Origin of the sequence: Ancylobacter amanitiformis, from assembly GCF_030814815.1 — a bacterium.
Classification (GTDB): domain Bacteria; phylum Pseudomonadota; class Alphaproteobacteria; order Rhizobiales; family Xanthobacteraceae; genus Ancylobacter; species Ancylobacter amanitiformis.
The window spans coordinates 126,160-148,144 of sequence record NZ_JAUSVR010000008.1 but is presented as its reverse complement, the minus strand read 5'-3'; the positions used below and the strand labels follow the sequence as shown (position 1 = coordinate 148,144).

Genomic DNA, 21,985 nt, shown 5'->3' with positions numbered 1-21,985 from the left:
AGGGGGGGGCCGGACCGCCCGGGGGGTGGCGGCCCGGCGAGGGCCCGCGGATCAGGGCATGCCCGCGAGGGTCTTCACCTGCTGGGTGAAGCGATCGCGCTTCACCTCGTTGTAGAGACGCTCGCGCAGGCGCGGCGCGGGGCTGGCATTGACGTTCTCGAACAGCGCCACGCGCCCCGCGAGGGACGAGGAGGTCATGTCCCACACGAAGTTCATCAGCTGCTCCTTGACCGCCGCGCTGACGCCCTTGCCGGGCAGCAACTCGTCGAGGTGGTGGCCGATTTCCGGGTTGTCGAACGCCGCCTTGCCGAAGCGCATGACGAGGCCCTGGCCGCACAATTCCTGCAGGATGTGGATGATGCGCGGATATTCCTCGATCGAGTAGAGCCGGCCGGCGGTCAGCATGCCGACATCGGGGGCCATCACCTCGCCCTCGGTGGGCTTGGCCAGCGCTTCGGCGGCGGTGATGAAAGCCCGCAGCGTCTGGGCGTACTGGATGATCTCGCCCAGCATGCCCTGCACGGCCGGGATATGCGCGGTGCCGAGCACGTCCAGCACCAGCTGGCCGGCGCCGACGAACAGCTCCGCCTTCACCGCGAGGCGGGTCAGCACGTGCCAGTGCGCGAACACGCAGACCGGCCCGTAATAGGACATGGCGGTCGGGTCGCCGAGATTGAAGATGCGGTCCTTCGGCACGAAGACATTGTCGAAGATGATCAGCTGGTCGGCTTCCTCGCCCAGGCGGGCGACCGGATGATCGAACGGATCGGCGCCGGGATGGGACACCATCTCGCGCGAGATCAGCTTGATGCCCTCGGAGTTGATCGGCACGGAGGCCCAGATGCAGGCTTCCGCCGGCGTGTCGCGGATGCCGCCGAGATTGGTGAAGAAAATCTCGTTGGCCTGCGCCGAGATCGAGCCCACCGTCTTGGCGCCGGAGACGCGGATGCCGCCGGCCTCGACGCTCTTCACCTTCAGCAGCGAGGCTTCCGCGCCCTTTGGCGACGAGCGGTCGTTCTGCGGGCCGGTCAGGCTCTCGGACGCGGTGAGGTTGTTGTCGCGGCCATAGGCGACATAGCGCTCGATATTCTCGCCGAAATCGGGCGAACAACCCTCGATCAGCGACTTCTTCGCCTGGAAGGTCGGGAGATAGGCGAGCAGGCCGACCGCGATGGCGGGCGCCAGATCCGGCGGGCGGCCGAACGTGCCGGCGGTCTTGAGGCTGGTATACTCGATCATCTTGCGACGGTCGGCGAGGTCCGCCTGCGTGCGCGGCACCTGCCACGCGCGGCTCGCCACCGCGCCGCTATCGTCGATATAGGTGGTGGCGTCCGCGAATTCCGGCTTGAACTGGTCGTCGAACATCGAGGCGATGAGATCGACACCGGCCGACAGCGCCGGATCGTCGAACACCTTGGCAATGCGCTTGCCGCCGACCCACAGCGCGCGACCGTCGTCGAGCGACTTCTTGAATTCATCACCGGTCTTGAGCTTGTGGCCTACGGGAAGTTCCCGCTTCGGCGTCTGCGCGTTCATCGTCCGCTCTCCTCTGAAGGACCCGTTTCCCAAACGCGTTCTGATGATGTCGTCGGGCCTTTCGGCGGGACGGCACGCCGACGATGGATCATCGGCAAGCGCCCCGTGTCGGTTCCGGGTGGCGGCAATCCAACCATTGAACCACCGAAATGGTCAAGCCCCTCCCGAGCGGCATTTGACCGCCCAATATTCATTCACTCTGCCACGATACAGAACAATATTGCGCTGCACACACCCGATAATGGCGAAAATTATAAGAGTTCACCCCAGAACAATGCCATTGTGCTGCATAAAACTTGTGCACGCAAACCAGACTCGGCCTTCGCAACCAAAATCGGTTGACCATTTCCGCCGCCGATTCGCTTGACCAAAACCGGTGGTTCTGGCTTTTTTGGTTGAAAGACGACGGACGCCGGGTCACGGCGAGCGCCTTCGCGGGAGACGTCGGCATGATGAGCGCCGGACCAGCACCCGACCAGTCATTGCGCGCCCGGCCGGCAGGCGAGCGCTGCCGTCCCGCCAGCGCGGCCGCATACAAGGTCGATGGCCGGCTCGGGCGCTCCGGCGCGGCGCGCCAGCGCGATCTCGCTGCGCGTCGAAACGTCCTCGCCGAGATAGCCGCACCACAGGCGCTGCACCGGCATGCGATCCTGCGTGGCGTTGAGCAGGAACACCTCGCCGCTCGCCGGCTTCGACCAGAGCGAGGCGTCCAGCCGCCCGTGCGGCGCGGCGGTGCCGATCTGCGCCGAGTACCAATGCGCGATCGCAGCAGAGCAGACGACCGGGCGATCGGTATCGTTGGCGATGCGGAAAGGGACGGCGGCCAGCCCCTCGACGCCCCGCTCGACCACGAGGACCTCCTCCGCCTGCGCGGGGAGCGCCATCGAAGGCAACAAAATAAGAATAACTGCAATAACAAACTTCAGCATCCGCCAAAACTCCGAGTTTTCGTCGCTTTCTGATAGAATAATTCTCTCAACCATGGAACATAAATTCCATGCAGCCAATAAAGGAACCTTCCATGAGAAAGATCATCCTGCACAGCTTCGCGCTGGCGCTGCTCGGCTCGGTGTCGATCGCGCATGCGGCGGATATCAAGTCGATCGCCATACTGACGCCCGAGCCCGGCACGGATTATGGCTGGAACCAGCAGGGCGTCGATGCCGCCAAGGCCGCCGGCAAGGCGGCTGGCGTCGAGGTGCTGGTGGCCGACAATCTCGGCTATGGCGACGTGCGCCCCACCCTGCGTGAAATGGCGCAGGACGGCGCCGGGCTGCTGATCGCCCATGCCAGCGGCTACAACACCTCCGCGCCGGAAATCGGCGAGGAGTTGAAGGTGCCGGTCGCCATCGTCGACCGTCCGGACGCCAGGAAGCCCGGCGCGGTGGCCGACTACACCGCCAGCGGCCATGAGGGCGCCTATCTCGCCGGCCGTCTCGCCGCCAAGACCAGCGAGACCGGCACGGTCGGCATCGTGGTGTCGGGCGAGCCGCCGTCGTGGAATTCGCAGTCCGCCGCCTTCGCGGAAGGCGCCAAGGCCGAGAAGCCGGGCATCAACGTGCGCTACGCGGTGATCGGACCGGCGGCCTATTCGGACGCCGCCGGCGGCAAGCGCGTCACCGAGGCGCTGATCGCGGCCGGCGCCGACGTCATCTTCGGCCAGGGCAACGGCTCCAGCTTCGGCATGCTGCAGGCGGTGGAGACCAACAAGGCGACCAATGGCGGCAAGGTCTATTTCATCGACGTGATCGGCGACAAGACCGCCATCGACAAGGGCAACCTGCTCTCCTCCGTGGTGTGGAACCTCACCCCCGTCTACGCCGCGATGATCGCCGACCTGAAGGCCGACAAATACGGCTCGCGCAACTACGACATCAACCTCAAGGACGGCTCGGTCACGCTGCTCAAGACCAGCCATATCCCGGCCGATGTCTGGACGCAGATCGAGGCGATCAAGAAGGACATCATCGACGGCAAGATCAAGGTGAGCGCGCATTACGATGCCGACACCGTGCACAAGATGGTCACCGCGCTGCCGACCACGCCGTGATGTCCCGTTCCGGCGCGGGGGCTCCCCGCCGCGCCGGAACGCCACGAGACCCATCGCCCATCCTTGTCGTAACGCCCGTCATCCACGGGCCCCCGCTTGCCGCACGCCCGGGTTTTCACGCCGGCGGCAGGCGGAGCCGGGCATTGTTCGGATCATGACCCAGACCCTCAACGCTCACGCGGCCACGGCCAACGCGAATGGCAAGGCTCTTTCGCACGGCCCGGCGCCTTCGCCCGGCCCGGCCTCCTCGCATGGCGCGGCCCGGCCGATCGTCACGCTCGACCATGTCACCAAGCGCTTTCCCGGCGTCGTGGCCAATGACCGCGTCTCCTTCGACCTGTGGCCCGGCGAGGTGCACGTGCTGCTCGGCGAGAACGGCGCCGGCAAGTCGACGCTGGTCGGCATGCTCTCGGGCCTGCAGCTGCCGGACGAGGGCGGCGTGCTGATCGATGGCCACGAGGTGCGCATCTCCTCGCCCGCCCGCGCGCTGGAACTCGGCATCGGCACCGTGTTCCAGCATTCCATGCTGGTGCCCTCGCTCAGCGTCGTCGACAACATGGCGCTCGGCGGCCGCTGGTGGTCGCGCCCCGACCGCGAGGGCCTCGCGCGCCGGATGGCCGCGGTCTGCGCCGATATCGGCGTCACCATCGATCCCCACGCCAAGGTCGGCGCCCTCTCGCTGGGCGAACAGCAGCAGGTGGAAATCGTGCGCGCGCTGATGCGCGGCTCGCGCGTGCTGATCCTCGACGAGGCGACCGCCATGCTCACGCCCAAGGGCGCGGAGGATCTCGGCGCGCTGATGGGCCGGCTGGTCAAGCTCGGCATCGCGGTGGTCTTCATCACCCACAAGCTGAACGAGGCGCTCGCCTTCGGCCATCGCATCACCGTGCTGCGGCTCGGCCGGCGGGTGGACGAGATTTCCCCCGAGCGGCTCGCCGCGCTCGGCCCCGCCGCCGCGACCGCCGAGATCATCCGGCTGATGTTCGGCGCGGATGCCGCCGCGCAGGCCACCGCGTCGCACCCGCGCCGCGCCCCGTCCACCCAGCCTTTGCTGCAGATCGAGGGGCTCGCCGTCGACGATGATTCGGTGCCGCTCGCCGGCATCGACCTTGAGGTTTCGCCCGGCGAGATTGTCGGCATTGCCGGCATTGACGGCAATGGCCAGAAGCAGTTCGCCGAGGCCGTGGCGGGCCAGCGTCGGCTGGCGGCCGGCCGTATCCGCCTCGGCGGCCAGCCGATCGAGCGGCTCGATGTCGGCGGCCGACGCCGGCTCGGCCTGCGCTACGTCACCGACGACCGGCTCGGCGAGGGCACGGTCGGCACCTTCCCGATCTCGCTCAACCTCCTGCTCAAGCAGGTGGGCGAGGCCCCGTTCTGGCGCCACGGCATCGACCAGCCCGAGACCATCGCCACCCATGCCCGGCGCATGGTGAGCGAGTTCGACGTGCGCACCCCGGGCATCGAGACCGCCATCGGCAAACTGTCCGGCGGCAACATCCAGAAGGCGCTGCTGGCGCGCGAGCTTTCCGGCAAGGCGCGGGCGGTGATCTTCGCCAAGCCGACCTATGGGCTCGACGTGCAGAACATCCGCGCCACCCGCCAGCGCATCCGCGAAGCGGCCGATGCCGGGCTGGCGGTAATCCTGATTTCCACCGACCTCGAGGAAGTTCTCGAACTCTCCGACCGCATCGCCGTGATGTCGCGCGGGCAAGTGGTCGGCATGGTTGGCAATGATGCCGCCGCCCGCAGCCGGGTCGGCGAACTGATGAGCGGCGCAACGCCATGAGCGACACCACACAGATCGGCAGCGATGCCCTCCCCGCCCCGCGCAGCGGCGTCTGGCGCGACCGCGCGCGCCTTCTCGCCCTGGCGCTCGGCCCGGTGCTCGGCGCGGTGCTGCTGTCCGGCCTCGTGCTGCTGGCGCTCGGCGTCAACCCGTTCGCCTATTACGGCTATGTGGTCGATCGCGGCCTGCTCAACCCCTATGGCCTGCAGGCCACGCTGACCCGCATGGGCCCGCTTCTGCTCATCGCGGCGGGGCTCATCGTCGCCTTTCGGGCGGGTATCTGGAACCTGGGCGGCGACGGCCAGTTCCTGCTCAGCGCGGTGATCGTCGCCGCGCTGGGGCCGCTGCTGGCGCCCCATATGCCGGTCTGGCTGGTGCTGCTCATCGGCCTCCTGGTCGGCGCGATGGTGGGCGCCGCGTGGTCGGTGCTGCCGGCGCTGCTCAAGGCCTATCAGGGCGTCAACGAGATCATCACCACGCTGATGATGACCTTTCTCGGCGTCTCGCTCGCCAATGTGCTGGTGAAGCTGTTCTTCCGCGACCCCGCCACCACGGTGCCGCAGACCCGCACGCTGATCGTCGCCGACCGGCTGCCGCGCCTGTTCGACACCACGATTTCCAGCGGACTGATCATCGGCCTCGTCGCCATCATCGTCGTGCACCTCGTCATGACCCGCACCGCCTTCGGCCTGAAGCTGCGCATCGTGGGGGCGAATCCACGCGCGGCCATCCATGCCGGCCTGTCGGTGCCCGCGCTCACGGTGGCGACCTTCGCCATCTCGGCGGCGCTGGCGGGGCTGGCCGGCGCGGTGGAGATCATGGGCGTGCAGGGCAATGTGCGGGCGGACTGGAACCCGGCCTACAGCCTCACCGTGGTGCCGCTGGTGTTCCTGGCGCGCTTCAACGGCTTCGCCTCCATCGCCTTCGTGTTCCTGTTCTCGGTGCTGTCGATTGGCGGCGAGAGCGCGGCGCGGCGCACCGGCGTGCCGAATTTCTTCACTCTCGTGGTCGTGGCGATCCTGCTGATCATGCTCGGCATCACCGAATATCTCGACCAGCGCCGCCGCGCGGCCGGCAAGTAGAGGGGGAGACGCGATGACCGCCCTGTTCACCGACGCCTTCCTCACCTCGCTCGTGCTCGGCGCGCTGACCGCCGGCCTGCCGCTCATGCTCGCCGGTCTCGGCGAACAGATTTCGGAAAAGGCCGGCGTGCTGAATATCGGCATCGAAGGCATGATGCTGTTCGGCGCCTATCTCGGCTTCCTCGTCGCCTACGATACCGGCTCGATCTGGCTCGGCTTCCTCGGCGGCGGCATTGGCGGCATGCTGGTGGCCGCGCCCATGGCGCTGTTCTGCATCCGCCTCGGCCTCAGCCAGATCGTGATCGGCATCGCCCTGACTCTCGGCGCCGAGGGACTGACCGCGCTTCTGCACCATTTCCAGTTCGCGCAGAGCTATCCGCGCCTGCCGGCGGTGGCGACACTGGCCATTCCCGGCCTGTCGAGCCTTCCCGTGCTCGGCCCGGCGCTGTTCGACCGCCCGCCCATCGTCTATCTCGCCATGCTCGCGGTGGCGGTGACGGCCTATGTGTTCCGCTACACCCAGGCGGGCCTCGCGTTGCAGGCGGCGGGCGACAAGCCGGCGGCGCTGGATGCGGCCGGCGTCGATGTCGGCCGCGTGCGCACCCTCGCCGTGCTCACCACGGGCTTCCTCGCCGGCATTGGCGGCGCCTTCATGTCGCAGGTCGGCGCGGGCATCTTCGTGCCGTTCATGACCAATGGCGCGGGCTTCATCGGCATCGTGCTGGCCATGCAGGCGCGCGGGCGCCCGCTCTTCGTGCTGGCCGGCGCGCTATTGTTCGGCGCCTGTCTTTCCGCCACCACCGCGCTGCAGGTGGCCGGGGTGAGCATCCCGACCGACGTGATCCAGATGCTGCCCTTCGCCGCCGTGCTCGCAGTGCTGGTGCTGTTCGGCCGCCGTGCCAGCCTGCCGCCGGCGCTCGGCACCCATTACGTACGGGGCGCGCGATGAGCCCGCCCCGCCTGGGCCCCTCAGCCCGCGTCGATCACGGCCAGCGCGGCGGCGGCGCCGGCGCCGACATCGACACCGTGGCCGAGCGCGCCCAGCGCCCCGCCGAGCGCGGTGAGCGCCACCACGGCATAGAGCGGCTGCGCGGTCGGGCCCATATGGCCGATGCGGGTGAGCCGGCCGAGCGTCTCGCCGCGGCCGGAGGACAGCACGACGCCGTAGCGGGCCCGCACCTGCGCCCGCAATTCGGCCTCGTCGATGCCATCCGGCGTGCGCACGGCGGTGGCGGTGGGCGAGGCGAAGCTCTCATCAGCCGGCCAGATGGCAAGCCCCATCGCCTTCAACCCGGCGCGGCAGGCGCGCGCGGTGAGCGCGTGCCGGGCCCAGACCTTCTCCGCTCCTTCCGCGAGATAGAGGTCGATGGCGGCTTCCAGCCCGTTGATCTCGGCGACCGAGGGGGTGAAGGGGAACGGCTGGTCGGCGCGCCAGGCGTCTTCCCAGTCGAGAATCGACAGGATGGACGCGCGCGGCGCCTGCGGATTGGCCTTCATCTTCGCCCAGGCGCGGTTGGACACGCCGAGGATGGTCAGGCCGGGCGGGCAGCCCAGGCACTTGTTGGGGCCGGTGACGAGAAGATCGATGGCGGCCGATTCGGCATCGACCTTCATGCCGCCGAAGGACGACACCGCATCGACCAGGAACAGCGCGCCATGCGCCTTGACCACCGCCCCGATCTCGGCGACCGGGTTGATGGTGCCCGAGGGCGTGTCATGGTGGCAGAGAGCGACCACGGTCACATCCGGGCGCGCGGCCAGCGCGCGGGCGACCGCGGCGGGATCGATCACCTCGTTATACGGCACGGCGAGTTCGACGATCTCGGCGCCCGAGCGCGCCGCCCAGGGCGCGAAGCCCTTGGAATAGACGCCGGAGACGAGGTTCAGCACCACGTCGTCGCGCCCGATCAGCGACACCGCCGCCGCCTCCAGCCCGAGCACCGGCTCGCCCTGCAGCAGGACCGGCATGGTCTCGCTCTTCACCATGCCGGCGAGCTTCTCGGTGACGCGCTGGTAGGTCGCCTGGAAGGCCGGATCATAGTCGTAGAGAACCGTGGCGGCGAGGCCGCGCAGCACGGCGGGATAGGCGTCGACAGGGCCGGTGGTGAGGGTGAAGACCGGCAGGTCGCTGGGCGCGTAACGCATGGCTTTGCTCTGGATGGTTGTCGGGACTGCCGGTCCTCCGGTGGCGCGGCTGGCATTTCCAACCAAAACACGACCGAAATGCCGACAATGGTTCGAGATTGGCACCACCCGCTGCTGAGAGCAACAGGCTTGGCACCGCGAACCTCAACCCGCGCAGGGCGCTGGCCGCTTCGCTTTTGCCGCGGGCGCGCCGTCGCGTGGGGCCTTTGCGCCGGCGACGAGACGGAGCGCCATCCACAACGCCCGGGGTGTATCGGCAACCAAAGAGTGCCGCGCGGCCTCGACCAGCCGGCAACCAATATTGTAAATGGGCGATCCCGCCCGTACATTTCGCGGCGGGGCCGATCCACGCTGCCCGATCCGACAGAATCGCAGCGGCCGGCGGCTCCCACACGAGAATGGACATGACCTCGATGGACGCGATAGCGGACAAGACCGGGCGCAAGCCGCGCCGGACACCCGAGCCCCAGAGCCGCGGCGCCGCCGCCGAAACCGGCGCTCGGGAACCGGCGGGCATTGAGGAACTGGTCGATTCGATTCGCGCCATCCTGGCCCGCAGCGGCAGCATGCCGCCGGAGCGGACGGTGGCCGAGGAACTGAACGTGAAGCGCCACACGCTGCGCCGCGCGCTCGGCGTGCTGCGCGCGCGCGGCGAACTGGAGCCGGCGCGCGCGGGCCGGCGCGCCTCGACCACGCCTGGCATCGACAGCAGCCGCAACCTCATCAACTCGACCAACCCGCTGGAGGTGATGGAACTGCGGCTGATGCTGGAGCCCTCGCTGGCGCGGTTGGCCGCGCTCCGGGCCAGCCCGGTCGAGATCGACCGCATCGTGCGCGCGGCCACCACGGCGCCGGATGCCGACCCGATCGCCGCCGACATGATCTTCCACAAGGCCATCGCCGCCGGCGCGCGCAATGCTCTCGCCTCCGAGCTTTATGTGCTGCTGCACCGGGTCGCGAGCGACGGGCGGCTGCGCTACACCGACAGCGACGCCACGCTGGTGCCCGAGCGCGTGCGGCTGCGCGATTGCGAGCACCAGCAGATCGCCGACGCGATCGCCTCGCGCGACCCGGAGGCGGCCGAGCGGGCCATGTGGCAGCACCTCGCCACGCTGCAGCAGAAGATCATGGGCCGGCTGGCGCCCGGCGGCTCCCCGTAGAGCGCTTTCGAGCGACATGGATGCCCGCTCGCGTGACGAAACGCGTCGAGAAAACCATCTGGCGCCATTCCGCTGAACCGGGATTGCGCGGGATGGCTCCAGAAGCGGCACCTGCGCCTTGACGTTCCATCTCGCGATGCTCCGCCGGCGCTCCGCCGCGCGGAAACGCCCCCTCCTTGCCTGATATCCGTGGAGAGACTGCGATGAAATCCTTCGATGTGCTGGTCATCGGCGCCGGTTCGGCGGGCTGCGTTCTCGCGGCGCGCCTCTCGGAGGATCCCGATCTCAAGGTCGGGCTGATCGAGGCGGGCGAGCACCCTTCCGATCCCGACATCGCCGATCCACTGAAATGGCCGGTATTGCAGGATCGGCCCTATGACTGGGCCTATCGCACCGTGCCGCAGCCGGGCACGGCCGGGCGCATCCATCCCTGGCCGCGCGGGCGCATCGTCGGCGGGTCGAGCTGCCTGCACGCCATGGCGCATGTGCGCGGCCATGCGGATGATTTCGCGCCCTGGGCCGCCGCCACGGGTGATGCCCGCTGGTCCCATGCCGGCCTGCTGCCGGGCTTTCGCCGCAGCGAGCGCTTCTCGAAGGGCGCGAGCGCCCAGCACGGCGCCGATGGTCCGCTCACCGTCTATCTCCCGGGCAAGGAACTCAGCCCGGTCGTGACGGCCTACATGGCCGCCGGCCTCGCGCGCGGCGTGCCATTCCTCGGCGAGCACAATGGAGGCCCGCTCAATGGCGTGGCGCCCAATTCCCTCACCATCCGCGAGGGCCGCCGCGTGAGCGCGGCCGACGCCTATCTGACGCCCGCGCGGGGTCGGCCAAACCTGACGCTCATCACCGGCGCGCGCGTGCACCGGCTCATCATCGAGGGCACCCGGATCACCGGAGCGCTCGTGGAGATCGGCGGCGAAACGCAGGCGATCCATGCCGAACGCCTGCTGCTCAGCACCGGCGCCATCGCCTCGCCGCTGCTGCTGATGCGCTCCGGCATCGGCCCGGCGGCGGAGCTGAAGGCGGCCGGCATTGCCTGCCGCGCCGACCGCAAGGACGTCGGCGGCAACCTGCACGACCATCTGCTCACCGCCGGCAATGTCTATCGCGCCCGCCGCCCGGTGCCCCCCTCGCAGTTGCAGCACTCCGAATCGCTCATGTATCTCAACGCCGACGACCCCACCCGCGCGGATGGCGCGCCGGACGTGGTGCTGGGCTGCGTGGCGGCGCCGACCGTGTCGGAATGCTTCGCCGCGCCGGCCTATGGCTCGGCCTACACACTGCTGTCCGGCGTCACCCACCCCACCTCGCGCGGGCGCCTCACCGTCACCGGCCCGGATCTCGCCGCGCCCCCGCTCATCGATCCCGCCTATCTCCAGACCGGGCATGACCGTCGGCTGGCGCGGCGCGCGCTCGAACTGGCGCGGGAGATCGGCCATGCCAGCGCGCTGGACGAGTGGCGGGCGGAGGAGATCTATCCGGGCATCGACGTGCGCGGCGAGGAGGCGATCGATGCCTTCCTCGCCCGCGCGGTCATCACCCATCACCACCCCGTCGGCACCTGCCGCATGGGGGCGGATGCCGACGCGGTGGTGGATGCCAATCTGAAGCTCAACGGTTTCGAGGGGCTGCACATCGTTGATGCCTCGGTCATCCCCACCATCACCTCGGGCCCCGTGCACGCCGCGATCCTCGCCATCGCGGAGACCTTCGCCGCGAATGTCGGCACGAGCGGCACGAGCGACGCGTAGCCGGCTACAACTCTCCGGCAGGGGAGTGTTTTCTCGGGAATGTTGTCTCGGGAAGGCTTGCGCGGGCCCAGGCATCCGAGTCAGATGGCGTGTCATTCGCAGCAGGAGCCGGCCATGGCCAACTATGTCAAGATCGCCGGTTTTCTGGGCGCCTGCGTCACCGGCGCGGCCCATTTTCTCGCCGATCTGCGCAAGACACCCGCCCTCGCGGAAGAGGCCGGCTATGGCGATGTTCCGAACCTGCCGACGCCCAAGCCGACGCTGATCCCCATCATGAAGGTCGCCGCCGCCGTCGGCTGGTCCGCGGGCCAGAAGCCCCGGCCCGCGGCTGGCTTCAAGGTCGGAGCCTTCACCGACAACCTTGCCCATCCGCGCTGGGTATACGAACTGCCGAATGGCGACATCCTCGTCGCGGAGACCGCCGCCCCGCCTTCCCCGCCCGGCGTGTTCAGCCTGCGCTGGTGGGTCATGGGCTGGGTCATGGCGCGTGCCGGCGCGGGCGTTGCCAGCGCCAACCGCATCACCCTGCTGCGCGACGCGGACGGCGACGGCGTGGCGGAGATCAAGACGCCCTTCATCGAGAACCTGTTCTCGCCCTTCGGCATGGCGCTGATCGGCGACCAGCTCTATGTCGCCAATGCCGATTCGGTGGTGCGCTTTCCCTATGTGGCGGGCGCGACCCGCATCACGGCCGCGCCGGTCAAGATCTGCGACCTGCCGGCCGGGCGCAACCACCACTGGACCAAGAGCCTGGTGGCCAACAAGGCCGGTACCAAGCTCTATGTCGGCGTCGGCTCCAACTCCAACGTCGCCGAATTCGGCATGGCGGAGGAGGAGAACCGCGCCGCCATTCTCGAAGTGGACATTGCCAGCGGCGCGGTGCGCGTGTTCGCCGGCGGCCTGCGCAACCCGGTCGGCATGGACTGGAACCCGGTGACGGGCGAACTCTGGACCAGCGTCAACGAGCGCGACGAGATCGGCGACGACCTCGTGCCCGACTACATGACCTCGGTGAAGGACGGCGCCTTCTATGGTTGGCCCTATTCCTACTGGGGCGTGGTCGACACGCGGGTGAGCCCGCAGCGTCCCGACCTCGTCGCCAAGGCGCTCAAGCCCGACTACGCGCTCGGCTGCCATACCGCCTCGCTCGGTCTCACCTTCGTCGACGACGGCCGCTTCGGCGCCCGCTTCCGCGATGGCGTGTTCATCGGCCAGCACGGCTCGTGGAACCGCAACCCACCGGCCGGCTACCGCGTGATCTTCATCCCCTTCGCGGAGGGCAAGCCGGCTGGCGCGCCGGAGGAAATTCTCGGCGGCTTCCTGGTCAACGGCAAGGCGCTGGGCCGTCCGGTCGGCGTTCTGGTCGACAGGCGCGGCGGCCTCCTCGTGGTCGACGATGTCGGCGATTGCATCTGGCGCGTGACTGCCGCCTGAACGGCGACGGGCGACAACGGGCGCTGTCGGGCGGCGCGCCGGGAGCGACCTCGATCGCCGTCAGCGCAGCGCCCGGCCGAGGACGCGCAGAACGTCCGGGTTCATCTGCGCCACGTTGAAGCGCATGAGATCGCCGGCCGACTGCGTGACGCTGAACGCGTTGCCCGGGGCGAGCACGACCCGCTCGGCCAGCGCGGCGCGTGCCAGTTCAGCCGCATCCCGCCGCTCCGGCAGATGGCACCAGAGGTAGAACCCGCCGCGCGGCAGGGTCCAGGCGTTGAAGCCCAGTCCCTCCAGCGCGCCCAGCATTTCCCGGCGCCGCCGTGCCAGCCGGCCGCGCAGCGCGGCGAGATGCTTGCGGTAGCTGCCATCGCCGAGCGTGCCGAGCACGAGTTCGGCCGCCACGGGGCTCGGCCCGCCGAAACTGGTCGCCACCTGCAGGTCGACCAGCCCTTCGATCCAGTCCGCCCGGGCGACGATGTAGCCGCAGCGTATCGAGGCGGACAGCGTCTTGGAGAAGCTGCCGATGCGGATCACGCGGTTGAGCCCCTCCAGCCCAGCAAGGCGCGGGGAGGGTTCCGGCTCGAAATCGGCGAAGATCTCGTCTTCCACGATGGTCAGGTCATGCGCGGCCGCGGCGGTGAGCAGGCGATGGGCGGTCTGCGGCGACAGCGTCGCCCCGGTCGGGTTATGCAGCGCGGAATTGGTGATGTAGAGGCGCGGGCGGTGGGTGGCGAGCGCCTCTGTGAAGCGTGCCACGTCCGGTCCCACGGGGGTGTAGGGCACGCTGACGATCTTCGCGCGGCTGGCACGAAGCAGCGCCTGGAAATTGAAATAGCAGGGATCGTCGACGAGAACCGTATCGCCGGGATTGAGCAGGAAGCGGCAGAGAAGGTCGATCGCCTGCGTGCCCGAGGCGGTGAGCAGGATCTGGTCGGTTCCCACATCGAGGCCCTCGGTCGCGCATCGGCGTGCCAGCAACTGGCGCAGCGCGCGGGAGCCCCGCGTGCCGCCATATTCCGTCAGCACGCTGTCATCGGCGCGGGCGAGCGCGCGGATCGCCCGGCGGATGGCCGGCCCGGGCATCCAGTCCGCCGGCAGCCAGCCGCAGCCCGGCCGCACCATATCCGGCGGCGCATCCAGCGATTGGCGCGACACCCATAACGGATCGATCGCCCGGTCGAGCCGAGGCCCGGCATCCGCCAGCGCGACGGGCGGCACGCCACCCGCGACGAAGAAGCCGGAACCGGCGCGCGAGCGGATCAGCCCTTCGGCGGCGAGCCGGTCATAGGCCTCAACGACGGTCGAGGGCGAGACCCGCATCTCGCGCGCGAACCGCCGAATGGAGGGCAATTTCTCCCCGGCCGTGAGGCTGCGACCCGCCAGCCGGCGGCGGATTTCGGCCATCACCGCTTCGGTGCGGGACATCGCCATGATGCGCGGCGCCAGATTGCCCCTTGCCTCGGTGCCGGTGGCCTCGGTGCCGGTGGCCTCGGTGCCGGTGGCCTCGGTGCCGGTGGCCTCGGTGCCGGTGGCCTCGGTGCCGGTGGCCTCGCTGCGGGCCGCGCGGTCATCTGCCGCCATCTCCAACACCTCCATGTTCCCCGCCGCCCGTCTCGCGCGTGGATCCTTCCAACTGTATGGCACTCCTCCACCACACTGTTCGGCCTCACCGTATGGGAGCGTGCCTGTCGCCGCAATGCATGCCGCGCTATTGGCCGGGCGGAGAGTGACGCCGGAGCGCAAATGGGCGCACCCAGCGCGACAGGGGGAGGCGAGCATGCCGCGCACGAGCGAGGGATGGGGCAGCGGCCTCATTGGCGTGCTCATTTTCAGCGGCTCGCTGCCGGCGACGCGGGTGGCGGTCGGCGGGTTCACGCCGCTGTTCCTCACCTCGGCCCGCGCGGTGATCGCCGCGCTTCTCGGCGCGGCGCTGCTGCTGGCCCTGCGCCAGCCGCGCCCGGCGCGGGCGGATCTCGCTCCGCTCGCGGTGGTGGCGCTCGGAGTGGTGGTCGGCTTCCCGCTGCTCACGGCGCTGGCGCTGCAGCACATAACATCCGCCCATTCGGTGGTGTTCATCGGCCTGCTGCCGCTGGCCACCGCGCTGTTCGGCGTGATGCGGGCGGGGGAGCGGCCGCGGCCGGCCTTCTGGCTGTTCTCGCTGCTCGGCGCCGCTTCGGTGGTCGGCTTCGCGCTGGCCAATGGCGGGGCCGCCTCGCCCGCCGGCGATCTGCTGATGATCGCGGCGATCCTGCTCTGCGGGCTCGGCTATGCCGAGGGCGCCCGGCTGTCGCGCCGGCTGGGCGGCTGGCAGGTGATCTCCTGGGCGCTGGTGCTGGCGCTGCCGGCCATGGCGGTCGTGGCGGCTCTCACCCGCCCAATGGCCTGGAGCGGCATTGGCGGGCCGGCCTGGCTCGGGCTGGGCTATGTCTCGGTGTTCAGCATGCTGATCGGCTTCGTCTTCTGGTATCGCGGCCTCGCGCTGGGCGGCATTGCCGGCGTCGGCCAGTTGCAATTGCTGCAGCCCTTCTTCGGCCTGGCCCTGGCCGGGCTGCTGCTCGGCGAGCCGGTCGCGGGCTCCATGGTCCTGGCGACGGGAGGGGTGGTGCTCTGCGTCGCCGGCGCCAAACGCTTCGCCTGAGGCCCGTTTCAGGAAACGGATGCGGGCTCGTCGCCCATGCCGGCGAGGCGTGTCGAGAGCATGGTGCGGTTGGACACGTCGAGCTTCTGGAACACGTGCAGAAGATGCGTCTTCACCGTGCCGAGGCCGATGTCGAGCGTGCCGGCAATGTCGTGGTTGGTCAGCCCGTTGCTGATCAGTTCGGCAATCTCGATCTCCCGGCCGGTGAGCCCGTAGACCACGCGCAATTGCTGCTGGCGCCGGTGGTCGCGGCGGCGCGGATGGTTGCCGAGGTTGAATTCGAGATAGGGCTGCAGCGACGAGGCGATCCGCAGCGTTTCCTCGGTGATCGAGGGATCGCCGGGCGCCTTGAGGATGCCGAGCCCGGCGAAGGGCTCGCCATCGCGCCAGAACACGAAGTCGAGCACATCGCTCACCTCGCTGTCGCGCAGGTAGCCGCAATAATGCTCGAACTCGCTGGCCGGTGCGAGGTGCCGGTCCTGGCTCATCGTGGCGATGCGCTTGCCCGACGAGACCAGACGTTCGATGTTGAGCGGGTCGAACGGCTTCATGTCGCGGATATAGCGATCGATATGGCGCAGGCCCGGCCCCACGATATCGGCCACCACCATGTGGCGGCGGTCGTCGATCCAGTACAGCACCGCCGACGACGCCTGGAACGTGCCCAGCGCGACGCCGCGTATATGGGCGACCTGCTCCTGCGCGGCGCACGGGGACACAGATCCCGACGGATGGGACATGATCTTCCTCCGTATCGAGCGAACAATCCCCCGCATCAAGCAAGAAGGCGGCCATTCGGCGACAGCCGGGCGGGCCGCGCGCTCACCCCGGGAAGTGGCAGCACACCTGATGGCCCGGCGCGCGCTCGGCGGGGGCCGGATCGACCTCGGCGCAGACCGCCTGCGCCCGGGGGCAGCGGGTGCGGAAGCCGCAGCCCGAGGGGCGCTCGGCCGGATTGGGAACGTCCCCGGTGAGCACCAGGCGCTGCCGCGCGCGCTCGCGCACCGGGTCGGGGATGGGCGCGGCGGAGAGCAGCGCCTGCGTATAGGGATGGGCGGGCGCGCGATACAGCCGGTCGCGCGGCGCGCTCTCGACGATCCGCCCGAGATACATCACCGCCACGCGGTCCGACATGTGGCGGATGACGGCGAGGTTATGGGCGATGAAGATATAGGCGATGCCGGTGCGCAGCTGGATGTCCTTGAGCAGGTTCAGCACCCCCGCCTGCACCGAGACGTCGAGCGCCGAGACCGGCTCGTCCAGCACGATGAGCTCGGGCTCGACCGCCAGCGCGCGGGCGATGCCGATGCGCTGGCGCTGGCCGCCGGAAAAGGCGAAGGGATAGCGGTCGGCCTGCTCGGGCAGCAGTTGCACCTGCTGCATGGCACGCACCACCCGCCGGTCGCGCTCCTCCCGCGGCAGGCCCAGCATGCGCAACGGCTCGGCGATGTTGCGATAGGCGCTCATGCGCGGGTTGAGGCACGCATAGGGGTTCTGGAACACCAGCTGGATGTCGCGGCGATAGGGCCGCATCTGCGCCGCCGTCAGGCCGACCAGATCCGTGCCGCGAAACAGGATGCGCCCCGCGCTGGGCGACACCAGCCCCATGATGGCACGGGCGAGCGTGGATTTGCCGCAGCCGGATTCACCGACAATGCTCAGCGTCTCGCCCGGCCGCACCGCCAGCGACACCCCCGCCACCGCGCCGATGGCGCCGACCTTGCGCGGAAAGACGAGGCCGCGCCGCACCGGGAACTCGACCCGCAGGTCCTCCACCGCCAGCAGCGGAACGTCATCGATGCGTGCGGCGGCGCCCATCAGGCCGGCTCCTTCAGCCGCGCGGCGAACGCGGGATCATTGGCTCGGTGGCAGGCCACGACCGAGCCGCCGACGCGCGTGAGGTCCGGCTCGCTCGCCCGGCATGCCGGCACGGCGAAGTCACAGCGCGGGGCGAAGGCGCAGCCCGGCGGACGCTCGCTGAGCGAGGGCGGCGTGCCGGGAATGGCATGAAGCCGCTCGCTGACATCGTCGATCGAGGGCACGGCGGCGAGCAGGCTCGCCGTGTAGGGGTGACGCGGAGCCGCGAAGAGCGGGCCAACCGGTCCGCGTTCCGCGATGCGTCCGGCATAGAGCACGCTCATGCGATCGGCGAGGCCTGCGACAAGGCCGAGATCATGCGTGATCAGCACGATCGCCATGCCGCGCTCGGCCCGCAGCCCGGCGAAAATCTCCATGATCTGCGCCTGGATGGTCACGTCCAGCGCGGTGGTCGGCTCGTCGGCGATCAGCAGGTCGGGATCGTTGGCGATGGCGATGGCGATCACCACGCGCTGGCGCATGCCGCCGGAGAACTCGTGCGGATACTGGTCAAAGCGCCGCTCCGGCGCGGGAATGGCCACCGCTTCAAGCAGTGAAAGCGCCTTCTGCCGCACCTGCGCCCGCGACATCCCGGCATTGTGCAGGCGGATCATCTCGGTAATCTGCGCGCCGATGGTCTGCACCGGGTTGAGCGCCGTCATCGGGTCCTGGAAGACCATGGCGATGCGCCGGCCGCGCAGCGCCCGCAGCCGCCGCTCGGGCGCGCCGGCAATCTCCTCGCCGTCGAAGCGGATGGAGCCGGAAACTCCGAACTGCCGCGGCAGCAGCCCCATCACCGCCAGCATGGACAGGCTCTTGCCGGAGCCGGATTCGCCGACCAGCCCCACTACCTCGCCGCGATCGACGGAAAAATCGACATTGGACACCGCCGCCCGCTCGCCGCCGCGGGTCGGGATGGTGACGGCGAGGCCCTTTATGTCGAGCAGCGGCACAGCCATGGTCAACCTCCCTGGCGCGTGCGCGGATCGGCGACATCGCGCAGGCCGTCGCCCAGAAAATTCGAGGAGAGCGAGACCAGGAAGATTGCCATTCCCGGCCCGAGCGCGATCCACCAGCAATAGAAATTGGACGCGCCCTCGGCGATCATCTGGCCCCATTCCGGCGTCGGCGGCTGGGCGCCGAGGCCGATGAAGCTGAGGCCGGCGGCCAGCAGGATCACCTGCCCGACATCCATCGTCATGTTGACGAAGATCGGGCTCCAGCACAGCGGCATGATGTGGTGGGTGAGCAGGCGCGCCGGCGTGACGCCGCCGACGATGGCGGCATCGACATGATCGAGTTTCTTCACGTTCAGCACCTGCGCCCGCATCAGCCGCGCATAGATCGGCCACCAGACGATGATGAGGGCGAGCGCGGTATTGACCAGCCCGGGGCCCAGGGAGGCGGCGATCGCCATGGCCAGCAGCACGGGCGGAAAGGCCAGCGTGATGTCGGCGAGCCGCATCAGCACATTGTCGACGATGCCGCCGAGGAAGCCGGCCAGCGCGCCGAGCGTGACCCCGATGCCGACCGCCACCACCAGCACCACCGCGGCGATCGGCAGCGAGTAGCGCGCCCCGAACAGCGTGCGCACCAGCACGTCGCGCCCCAGCGCGTCGGTGCCCAGCCAGTGCGCCGCGCTGGGCGGCTGCAGGCGGCGGCCGGCGAGGCCGATCGGGTCATAGGGCGTCCACAGCGGAATGGTCAGCGCCACCAGCACCAGCGCGACCAGCACCACGGCCGCGAACATCACCGGCACCTGCCGCCAGCCGAGTCGCGCGAAGAAGCCCCCGATCGCCCCGGCAAGGCGCGGGCGCGGGCGGACGTCCCGATGCGTCGTCGGCCCCATCAGCATCACGTGGCCTCCCGCATGCGCGGGTCGGCCGCGGCATAGGCGACATCCGTGAGCAGGTTGGCGACCAGGAAGCCGAGGCCGCCGATGATGGTCACGCCGGTGATCGCGGGATAATCGAGGCTGCGCGCCGCCTCGACCGCGTAGGAGCCGATGCCCGGCCAGGAAAAGATGGTCTCCACCAGCACCGAGCCGGTGATGAGATAGGCGAAGGTGAAGCCGAGAATGGTCAGCGCCGGGATCAGCGCATTGGCGAGCGCGTGGTGGACCAGCACGCGCAGGCGCCCGGCGCCCTTGGCCCGCGCCATGGTGATGTAGTCCTGCCCCAGCACGTCGAGCATCGAGGCCCGCACCATGCGCGCCACGATGCCCATGACCGACCAGCCCAGCACCAGCGAGGGCAGGACGAGGTGGCGGGCGGCATCGATGAAGCCCGCCACATTGCCGGCCAGCAGCGTATCGACCAGCATGAAGCCGGTGGTCACAGGGGGCGCCACCGCGCGGATGTCGAGCCGGCCGGGTCCGGGCAGCAGTCGTGTCTGGACGGAGAACAGGAACAGCGCGATCAGCCCGAGCCAGAACACCGGCAGGCAGGAGCCCATCAACGCCACCAGCCGCGCGACATGGTCGGCCAGGCTGTTCTTGAACTCGGCGGAGACGATGGCCAGCGCGATGCCGCCGGCGGCACCGACGATCATCGCGCAGATGACCAGTTCGAGCGTGGCCGGCAGCCGCTGCGCCAGATCCTTCAACACCGGCTGCTTCGTGCGGAACGACGTGCCGAGATCGCCATGGGCGAGGTTCCACACATAGATCGCGTAGCGCTCGGGCACCGAGCGATCGAGGCCCCAGCGCGCCTTGGCGGCGGCCACGACCTCGGCATTGTCGAGATTGCGCGCGCCGATAATGGAGACCAGCGGGTTGCCCTTGGTGAACTGGGCCAGCAGGAAGGTCGCCGTGACGATCCCGAGCAGCAGGAACGGCATCACCAGCAATCGCCGCACGACGACCTTCAGCATGGCGGGCTCTCAGCCTCTCACTTCTTCTCGATCTCGCCGAGCGGCAGGTTGCAGCAGGCGCTGTAGCGCACCCCGCTCACATCGTTGCGATAGGCGAGAATGAGGTTGGGGCTGACCAGCGGCAGGATGATCTTGTCGTCGATCATCTTGAGCGCGAGATCGCGATAGGCCGCCTCCTGCGCCGGAACATCGGTTGCGGCCAGCGCCTTGTGGTACAGCGCCAGCTGTTCCTTGCCATCGAGGCCGGGCTCTTTGCCGACGCCGGCGCGGTTGGCCCAGGGCATGTCGGGCAGCATGCCGAAATACTGCACATACTGGGCGCTGCCGAAATAGTCGGGGGCGAAGAAGCCGAGCGCGAAGGGCGTGCCGGGATCGTTGATGTCGCTGATCCACACGGTGAAGGGCACCGGCTTCAGCGACAGCTTGATGCCGACCTTGCCGAGATCCTGCTGCACCTTCTGGGCGAGCAGCGACAGGTCGACGCCGTAGACGTTCATGGCCGGGAATTCGAGTTCCATCGCGAAGCCGTCGGGATGGCCAGCCTTGGCGAGGAGTTCTTTCGCCTTCTCCACATTGGTGACCGGCGCGGGCAGGTCCTTCGTGCCGGGATAGCCGTTGGGAATGGCGGAGGACTGTTCCTTGCCCTCGCCGCCGACCGTGAAGTCGATGGCGCCCTTGTAGTCGAGCGCCAGCGCGATGGCCTGGCGCACGTCAGAGGTCAGCGGCACCGGCGCGCCCTTGGCCGCCGGGCTGATCGCGGCATAGACGAAATTGAACGAGGGCACCGAGGTGAAGGTGGCGTCCGGCGCGGAAACCGTCTTGGCCGTGTCGGGATCGATCTGCATGGCGATATCGGCGGTGCCGGACTGCAGCATCTGGGCCTGCGTCACCGCATCGGCCGTCTGCTTCAGCACGACGCCCGGCACGCCGGCCTTCTTGCCCCAGTATGTGTCGTTGCGGGCGAGGCGAAGCGAATCGTCGGCGGTATAGCTCTCCAGCACGAAGGGGCCGGCACCCGCCGAATGGGCGAGGAACCAGGTGTCGGACGCGTCGGAGGTCGCCGCGTCGGCATTGGCGTTGGCGCCATTGGCGGAAGCGAGCTTGGCATTGATGATGCCGGTATAGGGCGCGGCGAGGATGCCGAGAAATTCCGAATTGGGCGTCTGCGTGGTGATGACCACGGTCGCCGGGTCCTTCGCCTCGATCGACTTGAGGCTGTCCATCAGATAGGCGGGCCCGCCCTTGATGTTCTTCAGCCGTTCCAGTGACCATTTCACGTCCTGCGCCGTCACCGGGCTGCCATCGGAGAAGGTGGCTGCCGGGTCGAGGTGGAAGGTGAAGGTGGTCACGTCAGGGCTGACCTCCCAGCTCTTGGTGAGCATGGGGATGATGGTCTGGTTGTCGGGCGCCAGCGTCAGCAGCGTCGCATAGACCGCCGACAGGTAGATCTGGCAGGTATCGCAATAGGCGCGGGCCGGGTCGAGCGAATTGACGTCCATCGCCCGCGCCACCACGAGCGGCCCGTCGGCGGCCGGTGCGCTCCGCACATCGAGCGGCAGGAAGAAGACCGAGGCGAGCAGGGACGCGGCAAAGGACGTCGCGAGCGACGTCGCAAACGACCTTGACGGGGCGAGGCGGGAACGTCTGGCCATGGGGCAATGTCTCCGGACGA

The 21,985-nt window shown here is 69.1% G+C and carries 18 protein-coding genes; 8 read left to right on the top strand and 10 right to left on the bottom strand.

Annotated features, from left to right (window positions below):
• Positions 1-51: 51 nt before the first annotated feature.
• Both QOZ99_RS13595 and QOZ99_RS13590 read right to left on the bottom strand, forming a co-directional pair.
• Positions 52-1,536: a 4-hydroxyphenylacetate 3-hydroxylase N-terminal domain-containing protein gene (locus QOZ99_RS13595; RefSeq protein ID WP_306890524.1), complete on the bottom strand. Its 1,485-nt coding sequence runs from the start codon at positions 1,534-1,536 to the stop codon at positions 52-54.
• A 479-nt stretch (positions 1,537-2,015) separates the two neighbouring features.
• The gene (locus tag QOZ99_RS13590) at positions 2,016-2,519 is read right to left on the bottom strand and encodes a hypothetical protein (RefSeq protein ID WP_306890522.1); all 504 of its coding nucleotides are present in this window, start codon (positions 2,517-2,519) and stop codon (positions 2,016-2,018) included.
• 38 nt (positions 2,520-2,557) lie between these two features.
• Here QOZ99_RS13590 and QOZ99_RS13585 point away from each other — a divergent pair, with 38 nt between their 5' ends.
• The 4 genes from QOZ99_RS13585 (at position 2,558) to QOZ99_RS13570 (ending at position 7,403) form a co-directional block, all read left to right on the top strand.
• On the top strand, positions 2,558-3,586 hold the full coding sequence (locus QOZ99_RS13585) for a putative B6 ABC transporter substrate-binding protein (RefSeq protein ID WP_306890521.1): 1,029 nt from the start codon (positions 2,558-2,560) through the stop codon (positions 3,584-3,586).
• Between the two features lie 154 nt (positions 3,587-3,740).
• Entirely contained in the window at positions 3,741-5,372 is a 1,632-nt protein-coding gene (locus QOZ99_RS13580; protein WP_306890520.1) for a putative B6 ABC transporter ATP-binding protein, read from the top strand.
• Positions 5,369-6,454, top strand: coding sequence for a putative B6 ABC transporter permease subunit 2 (locus QOZ99_RS13575; protein WP_306890519.1), 1,086 nt, complete (start codon positions 5,369-5,371; stop codon positions 6,452-6,454). Before QOZ99_RS13580 ends, QOZ99_RS13575 begins: the two co-directional genes overlap by 4 nt.
• A gap of 13 nt (positions 6,455-6,467) precedes the next feature.
• Positions 6,468-7,403: a putative B6 ABC transporter permease subunit 1 gene (locus QOZ99_RS13570; RefSeq protein ID WP_306890518.1), complete on the top strand. Its 936-nt coding sequence runs from the start codon at positions 6,468-6,470 to the stop codon at positions 7,401-7,403.
• Positions 7,404-7,423: 20 nt separating this feature from the next.
• Here QOZ99_RS13570 and ppaT read toward each other — a convergent pair whose 3' ends face one another.
• Positions 7,424-8,599 carry a pyridoxamine--pyruvate transaminase gene (gene ppaT / locus QOZ99_RS13565; RefSeq protein ID WP_306890517.1) on the bottom strand — a complete coding sequence of 392 codons (1,176 nt, stop codon included), beginning with the start codon at positions 8,597-8,599 and terminating at the stop codon, positions 7,424-7,426.
• A gap of 404 nt (positions 8,600-9,003) precedes the next feature.
• Between ppaT and QOZ99_RS13560 the strand changes: the two genes are divergently transcribed.
• The 3 genes from QOZ99_RS13560 to QOZ99_RS13550 all read left to right on the top strand — a co-directional run bounded on the left by QOZ99_RS13560 (position 9,004) and on the right by QOZ99_RS13550 (position 12,944).
• Positions 9,004-9,759: a FadR/GntR family transcriptional regulator gene (locus QOZ99_RS13560; protein ID WP_306890516.1), complete on the top strand. Its 756-nt coding sequence runs from the start codon at positions 9,004-9,006 to the stop codon at positions 9,757-9,759.
• Positions 9,760-9,962: 203 nt separating this feature from the next.
• Complete coding sequence (locus QOZ99_RS13555) at positions 9,963-11,510, top strand: GMC family oxidoreductase (RefSeq protein ID WP_306890515.1); 1,548 nt, start codon at positions 9,963-9,965, stop codon at positions 11,508-11,510.
• Between the two features lie 114 nt (positions 11,511-11,624).
• Positions 11,625-12,944 (top strand): PQQ-dependent sugar dehydrogenase, encoded by a 1,320-nt coding sequence (locus tag QOZ99_RS13550; RefSeq protein WP_306890514.1) that lies wholly within the window; start codon positions 11,625-11,627, stop codon positions 12,942-12,944.
• A gap of 60 nt (positions 12,945-13,004) precedes the next feature.
• Here the strand turns inward: QOZ99_RS13550 and QOZ99_RS13545 are convergent, their stop codons facing one another.
• Positions 13,005-14,378 (bottom strand): aminotransferase-like domain-containing protein, encoded by a 1,374-nt coding sequence (locus tag QOZ99_RS13545; protein WP_306890593.1) that lies wholly within the window; start codon positions 14,376-14,378, stop codon positions 13,005-13,007.
• Between the two features lie 346 nt (positions 14,379-14,724).
• Here QOZ99_RS13545 and QOZ99_RS13540 point away from each other — a divergent pair, with 346 nt between their 5' ends.
• On the top strand, positions 14,725-15,585 hold the full coding sequence (locus tag QOZ99_RS13540; protein ID WP_306890513.1) for a DMT family transporter: 861 nt from the start codon (positions 14,725-14,727) through the stop codon (positions 15,583-15,585).
• An 8-nt stretch (positions 15,586-15,593) separates the two neighbouring features.
• Here QOZ99_RS13540 and QOZ99_RS13535 read toward each other — a convergent pair whose 3' ends face one another.
• The 6 genes from QOZ99_RS13535 to QOZ99_RS13510 all read right to left on the bottom strand — a co-directional run bounded on the left by QOZ99_RS13535 (position 15,594) and on the right by QOZ99_RS13510 (position 21,965).
• The gene (locus QOZ99_RS13535; RefSeq protein ID WP_183190765.1) at positions 15,594-16,325 is read right to left on the bottom strand and encodes a helix-turn-helix domain-containing protein; all 732 of its coding nucleotides are present in this window, start codon (positions 16,323-16,325) and stop codon (positions 15,594-15,596) included.
• 82 nt (positions 16,326-16,407) lie between these two features.
• Entirely contained in the window at positions 16,408-17,403 is a 996-nt protein-coding gene (locus QOZ99_RS13530) for an ABC transporter ATP-binding protein (RefSeq protein ID WP_306890512.1), read from the bottom strand.
• Positions 17,403-18,401, bottom strand: a complete 999-nt coding sequence (locus QOZ99_RS13525; RefSeq protein WP_306890511.1) for an ABC transporter ATP-binding protein — start codon at positions 18,399-18,401, stop codon at positions 17,403-17,405. The genes QOZ99_RS13530 and QOZ99_RS13525 overlap by 1 nt, the downstream gene beginning before the upstream one ends.
• Before the next feature lie 2 nt (positions 18,402-18,403).
• Positions 18,404-19,192: an ABC transporter permease gene (locus QOZ99_RS13520; protein ID WP_306890592.1), complete on the bottom strand. Its 789-nt coding sequence runs from the start codon at positions 19,190-19,192 to the stop codon at positions 18,404-18,406.
• A 104-nt stretch (positions 19,193-19,296) separates the two neighbouring features.
• Entirely contained in the window at positions 19,297-20,313 is a 1,017-nt protein-coding gene (locus QOZ99_RS13515; protein ID WP_306890510.1) for an ABC transporter permease, read from the bottom strand.
• Between the two features lie 17 nt (positions 20,314-20,330).
• Entirely contained in the window at positions 20,331-21,965 is a 1,635-nt protein-coding gene (locus QOZ99_RS13510; protein WP_306890509.1) for an ABC transporter substrate-binding protein, read from the bottom strand.
• Between the last annotated feature and the right edge of the window lie 20 nt (positions 21,966-21,985).